This is a genomic window from Bacillus sp. FSL R5-0603, from assembly GCF_038050295.1.
In the GTDB taxonomy this organism is placed as follows: domain Bacteria; phylum Bacillota; class Bacilli; order Bacillales; family Bacillaceae; genus Bacillus; species Bacillus subtilis.
In genome coordinates this window covers 3,235,055-3,253,380 of sequence record NZ_JBBOYP010000001.1, presented here as the reverse complement: position 1 = coordinate 3,253,380, position 18,326 = coordinate 3,235,055, and the positions used below count along the sequence as shown (strand labels likewise).

19 protein-coding genes and 1 riboswitch are annotated in these 18,326 nt (G+C 45.4%); of the genes, 14 read left to right on the top strand and 5 right to left on the bottom strand.

Annotated elements, in window-relative coordinates:
- Nucleotides 1-45: 45 nt before the first annotated feature.
- Nucleotides 46-993, bottom strand: a complete 948-nt coding sequence (locus tag NYE56_RS16845) for an iron-hydroxamate ABC transporter substrate-binding protein (protein WP_341284138.1) — start codon at nt 991-993, stop codon at nt 46-48.
- Between the two features lie 205 nt (nt 994-1,198).
- Between NYE56_RS16845 and NYE56_RS16840 the strand changes: the two genes are divergently transcribed.
- The 6 genes from NYE56_RS16840 (at nt 1,199) to NYE56_RS16815 (ending at nt 7,339) form a co-directional block, all read left to right on the top strand.
- On the top strand, nt 1,199-2,245 hold the full coding sequence (locus NYE56_RS16840; protein ID WP_341284137.1) for a FecCD family ABC transporter permease: 1,047 nt from the start codon (nt 1,199-1,201) through the stop codon (nt 2,243-2,245).
- On the top strand, nt 2,245-3,255 hold the full coding sequence (locus NYE56_RS16835; protein WP_326208308.1) for a FecCD family ABC transporter permease: 1,011 nt from the start codon (nt 2,245-2,247) through the stop codon (nt 3,253-3,255). Before NYE56_RS16840 ends, NYE56_RS16835 begins: the two co-directional genes overlap by 1 nt.
- Nucleotides 3,256-3,270: 15 nt before the next feature.
- Nucleotides 3,271-4,080, top strand: a complete 810-nt coding sequence (locus NYE56_RS16830) for an ABC transporter ATP-binding protein (protein WP_003243882.1) — start codon at nt 3,271-3,273, stop codon at nt 4,078-4,080.
- A 170-nt stretch (nt 4,081-4,250) separates the two neighbouring features.
- Entirely contained in the window at nt 4,251-5,444 is a 1,194-nt protein-coding gene (locus tag NYE56_RS16825) for an efflux RND transporter periplasmic adaptor subunit (RefSeq protein WP_341284136.1), read from the top strand.
- Entirely contained in the window at nt 5,428-6,117 is a 690-nt protein-coding gene (locus tag NYE56_RS16820) for an ABC transporter ATP-binding protein (protein ID WP_014480848.1), read from the top strand. The genes NYE56_RS16825 and NYE56_RS16820 overlap by 17 nt, the downstream gene beginning before the upstream one ends.
- Nucleotides 6,110-7,339: an ABC transporter permease gene (locus NYE56_RS16815; protein ID WP_326208305.1), complete on the top strand. Its 1,230-nt coding sequence runs from the start codon at nt 6,110-6,112 to the stop codon at nt 7,337-7,339. Before NYE56_RS16820 ends, NYE56_RS16815 begins: the two co-directional genes overlap by 8 nt.
- A 33-nt stretch (nt 7,340-7,372) precedes the next feature.
- Here the strand turns inward: NYE56_RS16815 and rsiO are convergent, their stop codons facing one another.
- From rsiO to NYE56_RS16800, 3 genes are all read right to left on the bottom strand, one after another.
- Nucleotides 7,373-7,783: an acid stress-sensitive anti sigma factor RsiO gene (rsiO, locus tag NYE56_RS16810; protein ID WP_003243579.1), complete on the bottom strand. Its 411-nt coding sequence runs from the start codon at nt 7,781-7,783 to the stop codon at nt 7,373-7,375.
- A 60-nt stretch (nt 7,784-7,843) separates the two neighbouring features.
- Nucleotides 7,844-9,001: an oxalate decarboxylase gene (gene oxdC / locus NYE56_RS16805; protein WP_015384622.1), complete on the bottom strand. Its 1,158-nt coding sequence runs from the start codon at nt 8,999-9,001 to the stop codon at nt 7,844-7,846.
- A 120-nt stretch (nt 9,002-9,121) separates the two neighbouring features.
- Complete coding sequence (locus NYE56_RS16800; protein ID WP_003244090.1) at nt 9,122-9,274, bottom strand: YvrJ family protein; 153 nt, start codon at nt 9,272-9,274, stop codon at nt 9,122-9,124.
- 201 nt (nt 9,275-9,475) lie between these two features.
- On the opposite strand from NYE56_RS16800, the gene sigO reads away from it, so the two are divergent.
- The 5 genes from sigO to NYE56_RS16775 all read left to right on the top strand — a co-directional run bounded on the left by sigO (nt 9,476) and on the right by NYE56_RS16775 (nt 13,803).
- Nucleotides 9,476-10,006 carry an RNA polymerase sigma factor SigO gene (gene sigO / locus NYE56_RS16795; RefSeq protein WP_014477957.1) on the top strand — a complete coding sequence of 177 codons (531 nt, stop codon included), beginning with the start codon at nt 9,476-9,478 and terminating at the stop codon, nt 10,004-10,006.
- Nucleotides 10,007-10,009: 3 nt separating this feature from the next.
- Complete coding sequence (gene rsoA, locus NYE56_RS16790) at nt 10,010-10,249, top strand: sigma-O factor regulator RsoA (protein WP_123373822.1); 240 nt, start codon at nt 10,010-10,012, stop codon at nt 10,247-10,249.
- 151 nt (nt 10,250-10,400) lie between these two features.
- A complete protein-coding gene (gene yvrH, locus NYE56_RS16785) occupies nt 10,401-11,114 on the top strand; it encodes a two-component system response regulator YvrH (RefSeq protein WP_003243545.1) in 714 nt (237 codons plus the stop codon).
- Nucleotides 11,111-12,853: a two-component system sensor histidine kinase YvrG gene (yvrG, locus tag NYE56_RS16780; RefSeq protein ID WP_046663941.1), complete on the top strand. Its 1,743-nt coding sequence runs from the start codon at nt 11,111-11,113 to the stop codon at nt 12,851-12,853. The genes yvrH and yvrG overlap by 4 nt, the downstream gene beginning before the upstream one ends.
- Before the next feature lie 71 nt (nt 12,854-12,924).
- A complete protein-coding gene (locus NYE56_RS16775; protein WP_308153958.1) occupies nt 12,925-13,803 on the top strand; it encodes an SMP-30/gluconolactonase/LRE family protein in 879 nt (292 codons plus the stop codon).
- A gap of 36 nt (nt 13,804-13,839) precedes the next feature.
- Here NYE56_RS16775 and NYE56_RS16770 read toward each other — a convergent pair whose 3' ends face one another.
- Entirely contained in the window at nt 13,840-14,631 is a 792-nt protein-coding gene (locus tag NYE56_RS16770; RefSeq protein ID WP_341284135.1) for an SDR family NAD(P)-dependent oxidoreductase, read from the bottom strand.
- A gap of 153 nt (nt 14,632-14,784) precedes the next feature.
- Nucleotides 14,785-14,923, top strand: a riboswitch (cobalamin riboswitch).
- 105 nt (nt 14,924-15,028) lie between these two features.
- Here NYE56_RS16770 and NYE56_RS16765 point away from each other — a divergent pair.
- The 3 genes from NYE56_RS16765 to NYE56_RS16755 are packed head-to-tail and all read left to right on the top strand — an operon-like array spanning nt 15,029 to nt 18,325.
- Nucleotides 15,029-15,973 carry an ABC transporter substrate-binding protein gene (locus tag NYE56_RS16765; RefSeq protein WP_341284134.1) on the top strand — a complete coding sequence of 315 codons (945 nt, stop codon included), beginning with the start codon at nt 15,029-15,031 and terminating at the stop codon, nt 15,971-15,973.
- Nucleotides 15,936-16,997, top strand: a complete 1,062-nt coding sequence (locus NYE56_RS16760; protein WP_032726839.1) for a FecCD family ABC transporter permease — start codon at nt 15,936-15,938, stop codon at nt 16,995-16,997. Before NYE56_RS16765 ends, NYE56_RS16760 begins: the two co-directional genes overlap by 38 nt.
- Nucleotides 16,997-18,325 carry an ABC transporter ATP-binding protein gene (locus NYE56_RS16755; protein ID WP_341284403.1) on the top strand — a complete coding sequence of 443 codons (1,329 nt, stop codon included), beginning with the start codon at nt 16,997-16,999 and terminating at the stop codon, nt 18,323-18,325. Before NYE56_RS16760 ends, NYE56_RS16755 begins: the two co-directional genes overlap by 1 nt.
- Nucleotide 18,326 lies beyond the last annotated feature (1 nt).

The window sequence follows — 18,326 nt, the reverse complement described above, 5'->3', positions numbered from 1 at the left end:
CCCTTATAAATAAGCAAAAGAGCCGCGGGCAGGCGGCTCTTTTGTTTATTTAGTCAAGCTTTCCGTAATATACTCCAGTTGTCCTTCTAATGAAATTGGGTCTGTGAAATAGAAGCCGATCGGATCAATCTTGTATACATGGCCATTTTTAACGGCATTCAGGTTCTTCCAAATGGAGCTGTCAAATACGCCGCCATCATCACCGCCTGATTGCCATGGGCCCGCGAAAATGTAATCTCCGGCGAAGTCAGGGAGCTTCTCTAATGAAATACTTGTATAACCTGGCCCCTGGTCAATGGCTTTTTCTTTTGTCAGCTTTGTAGCCTGCAGGCCGAGGTCTTTGTAAATGATGCTTCCGCCTCTTCCAAAGTCTTTACCAAATACGTAAATGTCTTTTCCGTTCGTTTGCATAATGGAAATGGTTTTGTCACCGACCGCTTTTTTGATTTTTGTTTTAGCGGCCGCAACTTTTTTATCCCACTCGGCCAGCCATTTTTCAGCTTTATCTTCAGTTCCCGTCATTTTTGCAAATTCTTTCAGCTGTTCAATGTTGTCGAGCTTATCGTATTTTACTGCGACAGTCGGCGCAATTTTTTCAAGCTTTTTAATATCAGCGCCCTGTGTTGTCCAGACGATAATCAGGTCAGGGTTCAAATCAATGACCTTTTCAACCGAAGTGCCGTCTCCGATGTTTTCGACGCCGTCGGTTTTTCCTTTGTAGTAAGGGTTTTTAAATACATTCTCAGGCGCGCCTACAACGTTGATGCCGAGTGTTTTGAAGTAGCCGTAATAGCCGTCTGCCATGACAACCACCCGTTTAGGATGCTTCGGGATTTTTACATTTCCGTTTTCAGCCTTGTATGTAATGGTTTCTGCGCCTTTTGAATCAGAGGCAGAACCTTTGCTTTCTGAGTTATTCCCGCAGGCTGCCAGCGCTGCAATCAATAACAGGGCAAAAAACGCGGCTCCGAATTTCTTGTATATATGGATCATATCTCATACCTTCTTTCTAAAAAATAGATGAAAAAGAGAATCATTATCATCTGTGATTATACCACTGCAAGTGCTGGTTGACACGATATTTTTGCAAATGCATTTTCATTTTTGTTCAAAACACTCTATTAAATCAGCTGAAAAAAGTGATATACTGAAACAGCAATTGATAATCATTATCAGTAACAGAAAGGAAGTACGGCAGTTGAGTCAATATAAAAATATACAGACTGCATCAGAAGAAATCCAATGGACGTCAAGGACATATGGCGCGGTCATCGTCCTTATTGCAGGTCTATGCCTGCTTTGCCTTGGCGCATTTTTATCCATATCTCTCGGTGCAGCGGATATTCATTTGCGCACTGTATGGGACGCCATTTTTCATTATCAGCCGACAAAGACATCTCACCAAATTATACATGATCTTCGACTGCCGAGAACGGCGGCTGCCGCGCTTGTAGGCGCATTGTTGGCAGTGTCGGGAGCAATCATGCAGGGGATGACGAGAAACCCTTTGGCAGAGCCTTCGATTATGGGTGTGACATCAGGCTCTGCGTTTGCAGTTTCGATTGCGTTTGCCTTTTTTCCCGGGCTTTCTGCAATGGGGCTTGTGATATGGTCCTTTGCGGGAGCGGGGCTGGGGGCATCGACGGTAATGGGCATAGGCATGTTTTCAAGGGGCGGACTTACGCCTGTAAAGCTTGCTCTGGCGGGTACGGCAGTTACTTATTTCTTTACCGGCATTTCAACTGCCATTGCAATCCGCTTTGATGTCGCTCAGGATATCAGCTTTTGGTACGCAGGCGGGGTAGCGGGTGTGAAATGGTCGGGGGTCCAGCTTTTGCTTATTGCAGGGGCTGTCGGTTTAACGCTCGCGTTTTTCATCGCCCGGTCTGTGACAGTGTTAAGTCTCGGTGACGATCTGGCAAAAGGGCTTGGACAATATACATCAGCGGTGAAACTGGTTGGCATGCTTATTGTAGTGATTTTGACAGGAGCTGCGGTTTCCATAGCCGGCACCATCGCATTTATCGGGCTGATCATTCCGCATATTACCCGATTTTTGGTCGGTGTGGATTATAGGTGGATCATTCCTTGCTCGGCGGTGCTCGGTGCTGTTTTGCTTGTTTTTGCTGACATAGCGGCCAGACTCGTAAATGCGCCCTTTGAAACGCCTGTCGGCGCGCTGACTTCTCTTATCGGCGTTCCCTTTTTCTTTTATTTGGCACGTCGTGAAAGGAGAGGGCTGTAATGAAAACAAAAACAAACAAACCGCTCGTTGTAATGGCTGTGACCTTTTTGCTTATCGTGGTGGTCTTTTTTATCAGTCTCAATTTGGGCGTTATCAAAATTGCACCGCTTAAAACGCTACAGGTCTTTTTCGGCCAAGGAACGGCGCGTGATGAACTTGTCTTATTTGAGTTCAGGCTGCCTCGGATCATCCTTTCTTTGCTTGTTGGAGCAGGGATCTCCGTAGCTGGAGCCATTTTGCAAAGCGTGTCTCAAAATGAACTTGCCGAGCCTGGTATTCTCGGAATTAACGCCGGCGGTTCACTTGCTGTAGTGCTTTTTATATACTTTTTTCAAGGGTCAGCTTCAGATCTCAGCTTTTTCGGAACATTTATGCTGCCGTTCAGTGCTTTGGCAGGAGCAATCCTCGCTGCGTTTCTCATTTATATTCTGGCATGGAAAAAAGGCGTGACACCGATTCGGCTGATTTTAGTCGGCATAGGGGTGAATGCCGGATTCAATGCCCTGTTGCTGATTTTTCAGCTTAAGATGGACCCTCATGATTTTATGCAAGCCGCGGTTTGGATATCCGGCTCAATATGGGGGGCGAACTGGAATATGATCTGGACGATCCTTCCTTGGATTGTGATCTTGCTTCTGTTTACTTTATATAAGGCACGCTATTTGAACATTATGCAGCTCGGAGACCAATTGGCGACCGGGCTGGGCACCGCTGTTGAAAGGGAAAGACGAATTCTTCTTCTGGCGGCGGTCACTCTTGCCGCTTCATGCGTGGCAGCTGCGGGGGGCATCGCGTTTCTCGGATTGATCGCGCCGCATGTGGCTAGAAGGCTGACAGGTCCACGTCACCAGACGCTGATACCGGTCTCCGCCTTCATCGGTTCATTCCTGTTTTTGCTTGCTGATACGCTGGCGAGAAATGTATTGGCACCATCAGAAATTCCGGTCGGACTTGTCATTTCCGTGCTAGGTGCGCCTTACTTTATTTATTTATTGATGAAAGCGAATTAGAGGAGGGGGCCGAATATGAATTCATTATCAACGGAACAGCTTGGAATCGGTTATGGCGACAGGGTGATTGTAGAGGATTTAAATATATCGATTCCTAAAGGGAAAATTACCACCTTAATTGGCCCGAACGGCTGCGGGAAATCAACGATTTTAAAAACAATGTCCAGAATTATGCGTTCACATGCAGGTGCCGTCTATTTAAACGGCAAAGCGATTCATAAAATGTCTACAAAGGACATTGCAAAAGATATGGCGATTCTTCCACAGACACCTGAAGCGCCGAGCGGCCTAACAGTGCACGAATTGGTGTCGTACGGCAGGTTTCCGCATCAATCAGGATTCGGCAGATTAAATGACGAAGACCGCCGGATTATCAAATGGGCGCTTGAAGAAACAGGCATGGCTGAATATGCTGAACGGCCGATTGAGGCATTGTCAGGCGGACAGCGTCAACGCGTGTGGATTGCCATGGCGCTTGCGCAAGGTACGGAACTGCTTCTGCTGGATGAACCTACAACGTATCTTGATCTTGCACATCAGCTTGAAATTCTGCAGCTGCTTGACAGACTCAACAAAGAGCAAGGGCGGACGATTTTAATGGTCATTCATGATCTTAACCATGCAGCTCGTTTTTCTCATTATATGATCGCGCTCAAAAAAGGCACGGTCATCAAGGAAGGAACTGCACTGGAGGTCATGACACCGGACATTTTGAAGCAGGTATTTCAGATTGATGCCGAAATCGTGACTGATCCCCGTACAAATAAACCTGTATGCTTGACCTATGACTTGATTAAAAATGAAAAAGAGCTAGTTACTGTATGAAAAAATCCCGGTTCGAAGCCGGGATTTTTTTTATTCGGCTTTGAAAATACAATTTTTCTATTTGATTCCGTCATTTCAATAAAAGGATTGCAAGTCTTTTTGAATTAATAGATAATATTGGTTAGAATGTTTCGAAAATATTACATAGTTTACAGAAAGAGGAGATCGTTGTGTCCAAGAAGAAAAAATGGCTTATTGGCGGTGCGATATGTGCCGGTGTGCTTGTATTGGCTGGGATCGGCGCTGGCGGTTTTTACTTTTTTACCCACATGAACCAAGTTGCCGTATCATCGGAGCCCTATGCTGAATCGGTCGCGGTATACATGGGAGGAGATTCAGAATCAGGCCAAACGTTTTCTGGAAAGGTTGAACCTGAGAAACAGCAGAAAGTATACATAGATTCAGAAAAAGGCAGCATTAAAAAAACATACGTCAAAGAAGGCGATCAGGTTAAAAAGGGCGATAAGCTTTTTGAGTATGAGGGCGAGGATCATTCTGATGAAGTGGAGCAAGCCAATTTGCAAATTGAAATGACAAATCTGCAAATCAACCGTTTGCAAAAATCAATAACGGAAACGGAAAAGAAGCTGAAAGTTGCAGGAAAAGAAGAGAAAACCCAGCTTCAAGATGAACTTGATCAGGCCAATTTCGATTTGAAAACAAGCCAGCTTGAACTGAAGCAGCATCAAAAAGAACTGGCTGGCCTGACGAAAAACAAAGGTTCCAATGTCATTACAAGCAAGCATGACGGAATCGTTCAAAGCGTCAATCAGGATATCGCTGACGGTGCAACAGGTGACCAGGCAACAGGCCCGTATATCCAGATTGTTTCGACGGGCAAATATCTGGTCAAAAGCCAAATCAATGAGCTGTTAATGGACACGATCAAAAAAGGCAGCAAAGTCAGGGTCACGCTGAAAACAGGCGGTGAGGGCGAGTGGAAAGGAAAGGTCACCTCGATCGGCAAGCTTCCAGCGGGAGCAGGCGAGGGTGAAGAATCAGAAAGCTTTGCTGATGAAGAAATGAATCCCCAGTCCTCTAACTATCCTTTCACCATTTTATTAGACAGCCATAAAGGTCTTGAAGTCGGCTATCATGTCAACATCGAAGTGATGAGTGATAATGCTGATGCGGATACGATCAAGCTGCCGTCCGACATGGTCATTCAGGATGACGGCGAACCGTACGTGTGGAAAGCTGATGAGAATCAGAAAGCGGTTAAGCAGCCTGTTGAAATCGGTGAGACTGATGAAAATGACATGATGGAAATTAAGAGCGGCCTGACGCCGGAAGATTATGTGATCTATCCTGATCCCGCGGTCAAGGAAGGAAAGCAGGTTACAGTCAATGCTGACACTGAATAATATTTCGAAGTCGTACAAGCTGGGAAAAGAAGAAGTTCCAATCTTGAAACATATCAATCTGACTGTTCAGGCGGGGGAGTTTTTAGCTATTATGGGGCCTTCGGGTTCTGGAAAGTCAACGTTAATGAATATTATCGGCTGTTTGGACAGGCCAACCTCAGGAACCTATACGCTTGACCAGATCGATATATTGAAAGGGAAAGACGGGGCTTTAGCCGAAATTCGCAACGAATCAATCGGGTTTGTGTTTCAAACTTTCCATTTGCTGCCGCGTCTCACCGCGCTGCAAAATGTCGAGCTGCCGATGATCTACAATAAAGTGAAGAAAAAAGAGAGAAGGCAACGGGCATATGAAGCGCTGGAAAAGGTCGGATTAAAAGACAGGGTCTCCTACAAACCGCCTAAGCTGTCCGGCGGCCAAAAGCAGCGGGTGGCGATAGCGAGGGCCCTTGTCAATCAGCCGAGGTTTATTTTAGCTGATGAACCGACCGGGGCGCTTGATACCAAATCAAGTGAACAAATTTTGTCACTGTTTTCTGAACTGCATCGGGAAGGCAAGACCATTATTATGATAACCCACGACCCGGACGTCGCCAAAAAAGCTGACAGAACCGTGTTTATCAGAGACGGAGAGCTGGTATTAGATGAGAGAGGGGATATCAGCCATGCTTGAACATATTCGAATCTCCTTTCAATCCATTTTTTCTCATAAATTAAGATCGATTCTGACAATGCTCGGCGTGATTATCGGCATAGCGGCAATCATCGCGATTGTTTCAATGCTGAAGGGCCAAAGTGAGCAATTAAAGCAAAGTATGATCGGTATGGGAAACAACGCCATCAACGTTGTCTACCAGCCGTCTGGCGGAGAAGAGGAGAGCGGCGGCCCTCAGGTGTCGTATGCGTCCGCGCCGCCTGTAGCGGAAGAAACAGTAAAGGCGATCAAATCAGATCCGATGGTCAAAGGATTATCCTTATATTACTTGTCAGAAGGCGCGAGCGTTTTTCATTTAACAAACGTTTCGTATCCCCAAGTGTATGGAGTGGACGATGATTACTTCGACATGTTTCCAATCCGAATAACCGAAGGGAGAAAGCTGACGGAAAACGATTTAAACAGCACACACCAAGTAGTGATGATCAATGAAGCTGTCAGAGATGAACTGTTTCCAGACGGAGAAGCTCTGCATAAAAACATTGAGATGAATGGTGTGCCGTTTAAGGTCGTCGGTGTTTTTAAAGAAAAAAATCAACAGGAAAGCATGTTTGAAGGCGACTATGCGAACCCGGTTTTGTACGTGCCGAAAAAAGTGTGGCCGCTTATTGAAGGATTTGACGCACCAACGCAGATTGCCGTGCAGGCTGATTCTTCTGAGCATATCCAAGAAGCGGGTGTAATGGCTGCAGATCTTTTAAATCAGGGACTGTCAGAAGCTGAGCTGGAAAAAGCAGAGTACAGTGTAATGGATCTTCAGGAGATCGCGCAGGAAGTGGAGTCCTTTAATCAGTCATTTGCATTGCTGCTTGGCGGAATCGCCAGTATTTCACTTTTGGTGGGCGGTATCGGGGTCATGAACATTATGCTCGTTTCCGTAACGGAGCGCACGAGGGAAATCGGAATTAAGAAAGCGCTCGGTGCTAAGCGGCGTGTGATTTTATTTCAATTTTTAACCGAGGCTGTTGTGCTGACAAGCATTGGCGGATTACTCGGTGTGCTGGCGGGCTTCGGCATCGCCAAGCTGCTGACGGTCATTTTTCCGATGCCTTTTATCGTCTCCATTCCAGCTGTTGTCGGAGCACTCATCTTTTCAATGGCAGTCGGCATTATCTTCGGCTTGCTTCCGTCTATCAAGGCTTCGAAGCTTCAGCCTGTAGACGCGCTTCGCTATGAATAAAAAGAACGCATCCAATTGGAATGCGTTCTTTTTTTAGCTGGGAAGAGCCGAGTTGCATTTGTCTAAAATCAAAAAAACGGCTGCGACAATCATTTCTTCTGTGGTGGACAGCCAAATGTCGCTGATCAATTGGTCTGTTGTATGAGCAGTCATCCACAAAAACAGCAGCTGTACAATGCCGGCAAGGAGAATGAATAGACGTTTTCCTGTCTTGAAAAATGTAAAGCTATGTATCATCAGCCGTTCAAATGGTTCAAAGCATAATCCGAGAACAAGGAATACCACGGCAAAAAGCAGGACATGAGCCGCTGAGCGGTAGCTCGTTCCCGCTAAAGAAAACAATATATAGATGACAGCAAAATAGGTCAACACCACTGCTGCTGCGGCCAGCAAGTACTTTATGGAGAGCCGCAATAAGCGTTTTGAAGGGTTTTGATGTTTCACTGGTTCAGCTCCTTATGAAGGCTTGCAGAGAACGAGTGCTCTCTGCAAGCCGCAAGTCTTTTATTTACTGCATTTCTTTTTCACTACTGGGTGCTTTTCTTTTGAAAGCACATCAGTAAAGTCTTTGCCCAAGTCAAGGTGCGCTTGAACAAATTTTTCAGGAAGCATGGCAAGCCATTGGTTTAAAGATACATCAGCATAATGGTCGTCTTTGAAGATTTCTAAAAAGACAAGCGGTTCATCCCCGATGTTTTCAACGTAATGACCCATTGCAAATGGCACATATCCGACATCACCGGCTTGGTAATTAAACGTTCTGGCATGGCCGTCAGATGCAAAAACGGTCATTCTAGCTTTACCGGAGATGTAGTATTGCCATTCGTGGGTATTCGGATGCCAGTGCAGTTCTCTCATGGCGCCGGGTTCTACTGTTACAAGTGCTGATGCGATGGTTTTAGACACTTTGAAGTTTGTCGAATCTGCAATGTATACTTTTCCTCCCTCAGATTCGATCGGCTCTTGTTCAAGAAGGCGGTAAGTAAATGGATAAGGCACTTCGCCATTCGGCCCTTCCACAATATCATCTTTTAAACTGCCAGGAAGTTGGTTTTCAAATATATATTTTTCTTTGCCAGGCAAATTGGCAATCTCTTCTTTTGTCACGCCGAAGTTCGCAGCAATGACTTCTTTTGGAGTGTGGGCAAGCCAATCTGTCAGCTGGAACGTGCTGTTTTCAGAGAATGATCCATCGTCAAACACGAGCAGGAACTCAGCTCCCTCATCCAGCGCTTGGATGGAGTGCGGCAGGCCTGACGGGAAGTACCAAAGGTCTCCTTCACCTACATCGTCAATAAAGCTGCGCCCTTTTTCATCTACAATTGTGACTCTTGCACTTCCGTAAATCATATAAGCCCATTCAGCTTCTTTATGCCAGTGAAGCTCGCGAATCGCGCCTGGCTTCAGCCGCATATTTACGGATGCAAGGTTTTCTGAAATCGGCAATTCACGTACTGTCACTTCACGGGCATATCCGCCTTTTTCTAATCGGTTATGAGTATCAGAGAACGAAAACTTCATATTGCTGACGGTGCCATGATCGGTTTCAGGCGGAACGAGCATATCAGGGTTTTGCCGGTCTCTTTCAATATTGCGCGGGATTTTTACCGTTGCTCCTTTGTCTCCTCTAATTGGCTGCGGAATGTCATTTTGTTTTTTCATGAAATGTTTCCTCCTTAAATGTAAATGTGATAGCAGAAAGAGAAGGTGAAAGGCCTTTCGTTTTCCCTTCTGTTTTGTTAAGTGAAAAAAACCAGTGAAAAGTCAACTTCGATTGAAAAGTTATTTTTTTGCATGATCTTTCAGTTCTGTCATTAGTTCTATTAGTTGATCAAACTTCTTTTCGAATCGGGTCAGCAGATACATTGCAATCAGCGCGGGAAACCCCAAATTGCCGATCTGTTTTACGACTTCCTCTATAAAAACCTGATCCATAGGAAAATACCTCCCTTCTTTTTCTGCAGTCATGTATGTAAGTGAAGGAAATCCGATAAAACGTAAACTGTTGCAAAGTATTTTGGAAGACACTAGTCGGAAAGTAGTAGTTTACTTTTTTTTGCTTTCCTTCATTTAATTTAGTAGGGAGGCGGTTTGATGGACTATCAAAGTCTTTTACGGTCAAAATGTAAGGAGATAATGAAGCATCCCATCGTGAAGCATTTTTTGAGCAATCCTCAGCATTACCGTTTGTTCAAAAACGTAATGGAAAGCCCTAACGAAAAAGATGCAAAATCATTGGACGAGCTATTTAAGCAGTTTTATAAAGAAATCCGCATCGTCAAGTATATGAATTCAATGATTCGCATCTTTTCTATTGATTTTGATAAGCGGGTTCGCAAAAATCAAAAACGGTATCCGCTGACGGTTGATCATCCGGAGGCAGGAGATCGGCTTCCTTCCGAAACAGGAAGCGATGCATTTGAAGAATTTTTAGACAGGCAGGATGATTTGAGCCAGCATGTCCAGGATTATCAGCTCTACCAAGCGATTCAGAAGCTGACTGACAAACAAAAAAGTGTGCTGACGAAAGTGTATCTTCACGGTGCCACGATGCAGGAGATTGCAGATTCATTAGGGGAGTCCCGACAAAACATTTCCAACATTCATAAAAAGGGGCTGGAGAATATCAGAAAGCAGCTAGCGGCGCAAAAAAAGGGGGAAAAGTAAGCTGTGAACGGCCAGTTTGAACAAAAAAAGAGACAAAAAGACGAGACTTATGACATTGAGCACCTGATTGCATGCTTTTCACCGATGATCAGAAAAAAACTCAGCAATACGTCCTATCAAGAAAGAGAAGATTTAGAGCAAGAGCTGAAGATCAAAATGTTTGAAAAGGCTGATATGCTTTTGTGTCAGGATGTCCCGGGATTTTGGGAGTTTATTTTGTACATGGTAGATGAGAACTCATAATACTTTCATATGAAAAAACATCAAAAGGGAGCGCTTGTTTGCTCCTTTTTTGCTGTTTTGATTTGCCAAGCTCCAATGTATTCAAAAATGTACCATAAATAAACGATATAATGATAAGATGAAAAAAACAGTGACAGAAAGGAACATAAAAGTGGAAAATGCGTCAATTTTAATCGTAGACGATGAGAAAGCGATTGTGGACATGATCAAACGCGTTCTCGAAAAAGAAGGTTATCGAAATATACTGGATGCGGCAAGCGCAGAAGAAGCGATTCCCGTTGTGAAGGCCAATAAGGTTGACTTGATTGTGCTGGATGTCATGATGGGCGGAATGTCCGGTTTTGAAGCCTGCACATTGATCAGAGAGTATTCAGACGCTCCGATTTTTTTCCTGACGGCAAGATCATCCGACGCGGACAAATTATCGGGCTTTGCGGTTGGAGCTGATGACTATATCACAAAACCATTTAATCCGCTGGAATTAGCGGCGCGGATCAGAGCGCATCTCAAGCGTACATATCAATCGAAAGAAACGAGTTCAAATCAAACCTACACATATGATTACTTTACTTTTTCTCCGCAAAATGCCGAGCTGATCGTAGGCGGGGAAGCCGTTGCCTGTTCAGCCCAGCTTCTGCAGCTTTTGCAGTATTTTTGTGAACACCCTAACGTGGTGCTTTCCAAAGATCAAATATATGAAAAAGTATGGGGCTATCCTTCCTACGGTGACAACAACACCGTCATGGTTCATATTCGCAAGCTTAGGGAGAAGATTGAGCGCGATCCGAGCAATCCGGAGTATATTGTAACCGTTCGAGGTCTCGGCTATCGTTTTATCCCAAATCCTGAAGGCAAGCGGTCATGAGGTTAAGATGGAAGTTTTTGTTTCACTTTTTCGGCCAGATGCTGATTGTGATCCTGCTGCTTACGGTTATGCTTGTTGCGTCGTTTTTCTATTTAGACGCCCGTTTTAGCGATGCGGAATCCAATTCAGGGCTGACGAAGGCAACGACCGACACACTTGAGGCATATCTCGATGTAAACGAAGACGGGACATGGGAAGTGGATAATTTCCTTAAGAAATCTGTTGATAAACAGCACGGCTGGATGCAAATCATTGATTCGGAAGGAAACACTGATTATTCCTACGGCGTGCCAAAAGACGTGCCGGGCACCTATACCAAGAAAGAGCTTTTGTCTATTTATAAAACCAAAAAGCTTCATAACTATAAACTGAATTATTGGGCCATCAATATTGAAGATAAGTCGTATCTTCTATTGTCCGGCTGGAAATCAAAAAGTGAACAGCTCCTGACTTCCGTTGAAAAGCGCGAACAAAAGATAGACTCACTAGCGCACTATAAGTCCAGTACCATCGACTATATTAAACGGAAAAAAGGCGCCATTTACCTGTTAGACAGCAATGGAAAGATTCTCGACAGCATCAACAGCACAAAAAGCGAAAGAAAAACGATGAACCAGCTGGAGCTGCTTAAATACAGCTCTAAGCCTTGGAACTATAAGCGGGAAATTTCCGTTAAGATCCTCAATAAAGACAGATGGATGGTCGCTACGGTGCCGAACCCAGTCTATGTAACCGATCAGGAGTTTAACAAATCATTCCTGAAGGTTGTATTAAAAGCGATGTTTCTCGTGATGGCCGTTTTGTTCATGTATATCATTTGGATGACCGTTTGGTATATGTTCCGATTCGGGCTGCCGATTTTTCACACGATTAGATGGCTGGTCAATCTGTCAAAAGGGAAGCTTGAGGAACCCAGAAATCGGGAAGGCCGTCCTGTCAGCAAAAATAAAAAGGGAAAAATCAAACAGCCGTACCGCTTCTTCGGTGAGATATTTGAATCAATGGATCAGCTGACTGAAACGCTGAGAAGGGATAAAAGAAACAGAGAAAAAATCCAGGCGACAAGGGAAGAATGGATTGCCGGTTTGTCACATGACTTAAAAACACCGCTCAGCAGCATTTACGGCTACAGCATGATGCTCGAGTCGAAGCAGTATGACTGGTCGCCGGAAGAAGTGAAAGAAATGGGGCAGGTTGTCAGAGAAAAATCTGAATACATGTCCAAGCTGATTGAAGACTTAAATTTAACGTATCGGCTGAAAAATGATGCTCTTCCTATTGAGAGAAATCTCACTAGCCTTATCCCGTTTTTTAAAAATGTCATTGAGGATTTTAAGAAAAATCCGTTTTCTGAAGGCTATGATATCTCGTTTGTATCCAAAGAAGAGCATATTGAATTTGCCCTTGATGAAGCGTGGTTCAGGCGCATATTAGAAAACCTTCTTGGGAATGCCGTGAAGCACAACGGCAAAGGAACAGAGATTCAAGTCATTCTGGAGCAAACAAAAAATCATATTTCTTTAAAGGTGAAGGACAATGGGAAAGGAATGGATGAAGAAACAATTACCCATTTGTTTAACCGTTACTACAGAGGGACGAACACAAAAGATTCAACTGCCGGAACGGGTCTCGGGCTCGCGATTGCCAAGGAGCTTGTCCATCTGCATAACGGAACGATACATGTGAACAGCAGAATGAACATTGGAACGGTCATTACCATCCTTTTTAAAAAACAATAAACATCAAGTGGTTTGGACACCTCTTTGCCGGGAATAACAATATATAGACTGAAGCTAAAGAGGTGTAACACATGGATGCAGTATTGGAAGCAGACACTCGGGCAGTGATTGGAGAAGGCCCGTTATGGGATGAAGAAAACGGCCGCTTATATTGGGTTGATATCCTGGGGAGCGAGCTCCATATCTTTGACCCTGAAGAAAAAATCAACCGATCAATCAAATTCAAATCCTTTGTGACGGCGCTTGCGAAATATTCAAAGGATGAACTGATTATGACGATGAAGGACGGGTTTTACCTGTATCATCTTCGGGATGACAGCTTGGAAAAAATTAAACAGCCGAAGGACATGCATGAGAGCCTGAGATTTAATGATGCTAAATGTGACCCGTACGGAAGGCTTTGGGCGGGGACGACGAGCATGGAAGGCGAGCAAAAACAGGCGTCGCTGTACCGTTTGAATCTAGACGGCAGTCTTGTCAAAATCAAGGATCAAGTCTCCACCTCAAACGGTTTGGATTGGGACCGCGAGCGGAATTTGATGTATTACATCGACACGCCGACGCAGGAGATTGTGCGTTACAGCTATGATCCTCAAAGCGGAGATGTTTCGAATCCAGAACCTGTCTATCGTTTTGAGCAGTCAGACGGATTGCCGGACGGCATGACAATTGACCAAAATGGCATGCTGTGGGTGGCGCTGTTTGGCGGCAGCCGCGTTGTTCACATTGACCCGTTTCAGAAAAAAGAAATCAATTCAATCAGCGTGCCGGCTAAATATGTCACGTGCTGCGCGTTCGGCGGCAGAGACTTAAAAACCCTTTACATTACAACGGCAACAGAACAAATGACAGAAAAAGAGAGATACGAGCAGCCTCACGCTGGAGGGTTGTTTTCAGCACAACTGGAAACAGGCGGATATCAGCCGGTACCATTTGCTGGAGACGTATAAAAAAACGCATCCGAAACAACGGATGCGTTTTTTATACTACAGAGAACGGATAATGCCGCCTTCCACACGCTGTGCCGTGCCGTTAATGGCGGATGCGGCGTCAGACGCGAGGAATACGATTGTGTTGGCGACTTCTTCTGCTGTCGCGTATCGCTGAATAAGAGAGGTTGGCTCATTGACCTTGAAATAGTCTTTGATAAATGTATCTGTATCCTGGCCGGCTGCTTGTGCGGCGCCTTCCATATAGGATGCCACGCCCTCTGTCCAAGTAGGTCCCGGGAGCACTGAGTTGACCGTCACATTTGTGCCTTTTGTCATTTCAGCCATTCCTCTTGAAAGGCTGATCAGCGCCGTTTTTGTCATTGAGTATGGAATCATCGTTGGCAGCGGTTTGACGCCTGCTTCACTTGCGATATTTAAAATACGGCCGCTGTTTTGGGCAAGCATTTTTGGAAGGAAGTGACGGCTTGTCCGAACGGCGCTCATCACGTTCACTTCGAAATATTGATTCCACTCTTCATCTGTCACATCGGCGAAGTCTTTTACCTCGAAGAAACCAAGGTTGTTGACAAGGATATCGATATCACCGATTTCATTTACTTTTTCGATAAAAGCCGCTGCTTCATCTGTTTTTGACAAATCGGCAGCAGCACCGTGCACTGTTCCATAGCCAGAAAGCTCTTCAATCGTGCGATCGACAGTCTCCTGTTTGCGTCCGTTGACAATGACTGCCGCACCCTCTTGCAGAAAGCTTTTTGCGGCGGCTTTCCCGATGCCGGACGTCGAGCCGGTGATTAAGACGAGTTTGTCTTTTAGCTGTAAATCCATAAGAATCATTCCTTTTGATTGATGATGGTATTAAGTATACAAGATCAAATTTAGTGTTTACGAGGATTTTGCTCCCATACACAATACGGGGAAAAGTCATTCAGGACACATATACAAGCCTGTCAGTCATATAGTATAATTACTCCGAAAAAAGGATACGAATGTCAAATAGGTGCCGGTCCGTGAACAACAGCCGGCTTAAAAGGGAAACCGGTAAAAGCCGGTGCGGTCCCGCCACTGTAATTGGCCAAGCGCCAAGAGCCAGGATACCTGCCTGTTTGATCAGCACGAATTCTGCGAGGACAGATGATGTGTAAACAATAGGCTTTTTTGTGTTGTTTACAGCATCTTTACCGTCGTAGAGATGCTTTTTTAGTTCGTTTAGGAGGAAAAGATTATGAAAAAACGAGCCGGGATATGGACTGCGCTCCTGCTGGCTGCTGTTATGCTGGCAGGCTGCGGCAATCCTGCGGATCAGAAGGATTCAAAGGCAAAACAAAAAACAGAAGCGTTTCCTGTCACCATTGATGATGCGTCAAATCAAGATGTAACCATCAAAAAAGAGCCAAAAAAGATTGTTTCATTAATGCCGAGCAACACAGAAATTACATACGCACTCGGCCTTGGTGACAAAGTGGTCGGTGTCACCACAAACGATACCTATCCAAAGGAAGTCAAAAAGGTTGAGAAAGTCGGAGATATGAATGTAAACTTTGAAAAAGTCATTTCTCTAAAACCAGATCTCGTTCTGGCCCATGAGTCTTCCATGTCAGCATCAGCAGATGCCATCAAACAGCTGAAGGACGCGGGCATTACAGTGCTGACTGTCAATGATGCACAATCATTCTCCGAGGTGTACAAATCAATCGAAATGATCGGAGAAGCTGGCGGGGCGGAGAAAAAAGCCGATCAGCTCGTGAAAAGCATGAAATCAGATCTAAAGGATATTCAAGAAAAAGCGAAAACCATTTCAAAAGACGAGGAGAAAAGCATATTTATCGAGGTTTCTCCTGATCCTGACATTTATACAACCGGAAAAGATACGTTTATGAATGAAATGCTGAATGTCATCCATGCTAAAAACGCAGCTGCGGATCAGACAGGATGGGTGCAAATGACAGATGAGGCGATCGTAAAACTCAATCCTGATGCAATTGTTACAACGGACGATGTGAAAGCGAAAGCTGTGGAAAAACGCGATGGCTGGAGCGAAATCAATGCTGTGAAACATCATCGTGTATATGATGTGGACCCTGATCTTGTGACACGTTCCGGTCCCCGTCTGATCGAAGGGGTCGAAGAACTTGCGGAAAGCATTTACCCGGATACGTTTAAGGAATAATCGTTATGCCGCATATATCATTGGTTTCTCATTTTTAGCCGTGAGCATCATCTTAGGAATTTCTTGCGGCAGCCTGCATATTCCTATTCCCGCTGTTTTTCGTGTCTTTTGGCATCAAGGCTTCGGCGGCTCTATCGGTTCTGATGATCCTATGTACACTAATATTATGATGAATATCAGACTGCCGAGAGTTGTGCTGGCCGCCCTTGTGGGGGCGGCTCTTTCTATTGCAGGGGCCGCTTTTCAAGGATTGTTGAAAAATCCACTTGCTGATCCCTATACGCTAGGTGTGTCATCCGGTGCTTCAGTCGGAGCTGTTGTGACTCTGTTCTTAGGTCTGCACCTTCCTGTCATCGGAGGGTTTACACTCCCGGTTGTGAGTGTAGCCGCGGCACTTGCCACGATGGCGGCGGTCCTTTTCTTCAGCCGCCTCGTTCATGCTTCGATGTCTGTTTCCACCCTCATTTTGACCGGTGTCATCACCAACTCTTTTTTGGGCGCATTTATTTCTCTTATCATCGCCTTGACAGGAGACAACCTGCTTCCGATTGTGCATTGGCTGCTTGGCAGCGTCTCAATGAGGGGCTGGAGCTATGTTATTTTGTTTCTCCCGTTTTTTCTTTTGGGAACCATTTTATTGATTATAAACGGAAGGGAATTGAACGTGATGACATATGGAGAAGATAAAGCAAAGCTTCTTGGAGTCAGCGTTCAGCAGAGGAAGATGATGATTCTAATAGCCGGATCTCTTTTGACGGGAAGCGCTGTGGCAGTATCGGGTACGATTGGCTTTGTCGGCCTTGTGATTCCGCATATCACAAGGCTTTTGTGGGGAACGGACCATCGGCATTTACTGCCGCTGTCCGCCTTGCTCGGGGCAGGATTTCTCGTTTTAGCCGACCTGCTTTCCAGAACCATCATTGAGCCGATTGAACTGCCGATCGGGATCATTACGTCCTTGGCGGGAGCGCCTGTGTTCGCTCTTATTTTAATTCGGCAGCACCGCGGGGGGAGAAGCTTATGATGAAGGCAGAAGGGCTGTCGGGAGGATACGGCGACAGCCGCCTAATTAACAATATCAGCTTAACCGTGGAGAAGGGAGAATTTCTCGGAATTCTTGGCCCTAATGGAAGCGGAAAAACCACGCTTTTGCACTTGCTGACAGGTACGCTGCCGGCCAAGGAAGGCAGGGTTTATCTGGCCGGAAAACTGCTGGCGGACTATAAACCGAAGGAACTGGCGCAAATCATGGCTGTCCTGCCGCAAAAAACGGATCAAGCCTTCACCTTTACCGTCGAAGAAACTGTAGCCTTTGGCAGATATCCATTCCAAACGGGGCTGTTCAGACAGCAGACTGAAAAGGATGAAGCCATTGTACAGGAAGCAATGGAGCAAACAGGAGTGGCCAATTTTGCGCAAAGGCCGATTCGCGAACTAAGCGGAGGGGAACAGCAGCGGGTGTATTTGGCACAAGCTTTGGCGCAGCAGCCGTGTATTTTATTTTTGGACGAGCCGACTAATTTTCTCGATCTGGCTTATCAAAAAGACCTGCTTGATCTGATCAAACGCCTGACGAGAGAAAGCGGATTGGCAGCTGTCAGCGTTTTTCATGATCTGAACACCGCAAGCCTGTACTGTGATGGGCTCATGTTTATGAAAAACGGTGCCGCCGGGCCTAAGCAAAAACCGGAATATGCTGTCACAGAACAAAGCATAAAGGCGGTGTACGATACCGATGTCACCGCCTTGGTACATCAAAGCTCACCTAAACCGATGATTGTGATTCAGCCTGAAAAAGATAGCGCGAAGCGGCAGTCTATCCCATTTGAAGCATTGCTCCAAGCGGGGCGTGATAACATTCTTCTGCAAACGGAAATCCCGCTTCGAACATTGTCCTCGACGCCTATCGGTGCAGGGTTTTCGTGGAGCAGGACGCTGATCCATAAACGGCTGCCAGATCAGCCAGATCCGATAGAAGGACTTACGGCCTGTCTTTCAGAAAGCGGTTTTCAACTGCAGGAGACGTGTGCGATGGCTTCTTCAGAAAGACTTGACCGTTTCGTGTATCGAACGTATGAAGACAGAGAGTTATCCGTTTTCATATGCGTTCAGACCGGCTTTTCGATTTGGATTTTGATAAACGGCTATGCGGCAGATCAATTCTTCATCAAAGCTCTTATGGCTGCCGAAGCAGAACGGACGAAAGTGCTGGGAGACGGAGGAGGCACAGGTGATATTCTCATCGCCGCGACTCAAACTCAGCAATCCGAAAACATAGAACATCGGCTGAATCAATTGATAAAGAAAGGGACAGCTGAATGTATAAAAGAGGCTGCTGAGTTGTTTGAATAAG

Excerpts from the sequence above, each read along its gene's own strand:
- NYE56_RS16845 (WP_341284138.1), bottom strand. The coding sequence starts at position 993 with ATGATCCATATATACAAGAAATTCGGAGCCGCGTTTTTTGCCCTGTTA.
- NYE56_RS16835 (WP_326208308.1), top strand. The coding sequence starts at position 2,245 with ATGAAAACAAAAACAAACAAACCGCTCGTTGTAATGGCTGTGACCTTT.
- NYE56_RS16830 (WP_003243882.1), top strand. The coding sequence starts at position 3,271 with ATGAATTCATTATCAACGGAACAGCTTGGAATCGGTTATGGCGACAGG.
- NYE56_RS16820 (WP_014480848.1), top strand. The coding sequence starts at position 5,428 with ATGCTGACACTGAATAATATTTCGAAGTCGTACAAGCTGGGAAAAGAA.
- NYE56_RS16815 (WP_326208305.1), top strand. The coding sequence starts at position 6,110 with ATGCTTGAACATATTCGAATCTCCTTTCAATCCATTTTTTCTCATAAA.
- oxdC (WP_015384622.1), bottom strand. The coding sequence starts at position 9,001 with ATGAAAAAACAAAATGACATTCCGCAGCCAATTAGAGGAGACAAAGGA.
- NYE56_RS16800 (WP_003244090.1), bottom strand. The coding sequence starts at position 9,274 with ATGGATCAGGTTTTTATAGAGGAAGTCGTAAAACAGATCGGCAATTTG.
- sigO (WP_014477957.1), top strand. The coding sequence starts at position 9,476 with ATGAAGCATCCCATCGTGAAGCATTTTTTGAGCAATCCTCAGCATTAC.
- yvrG (WP_046663941.1), top strand. The coding sequence starts at position 11,111 with ATGAGGTTAAGATGGAAGTTTTTGTTTCACTTTTTCGGCCAGATGCTG.
- NYE56_RS16775 (WP_308153958.1), top strand. The coding sequence starts at position 12,925 with ATGGATGCAGTATTGGAAGCAGACACTCGGGCAGTGATTGGAGAAGGC.
- NYE56_RS16770 (WP_341284135.1), bottom strand. The coding sequence starts at position 14,631 with ATGGATTTACAGCTAAAAGACAAACTCGTCTTAATCACCGGCTCGACG.
- NYE56_RS16765 (WP_341284134.1), top strand. The coding sequence starts at position 15,029 with ATGAAAAAACGAGCCGGGATATGGACTGCGCTCCTGCTGGCTGCTGTT.
- NYE56_RS16755 (WP_341284403.1), top strand. The coding sequence starts at position 16,997 with ATGAAGGCAGAAGGGCTGTCGGGAGGATACGGCGACAGCCGCCTAATT.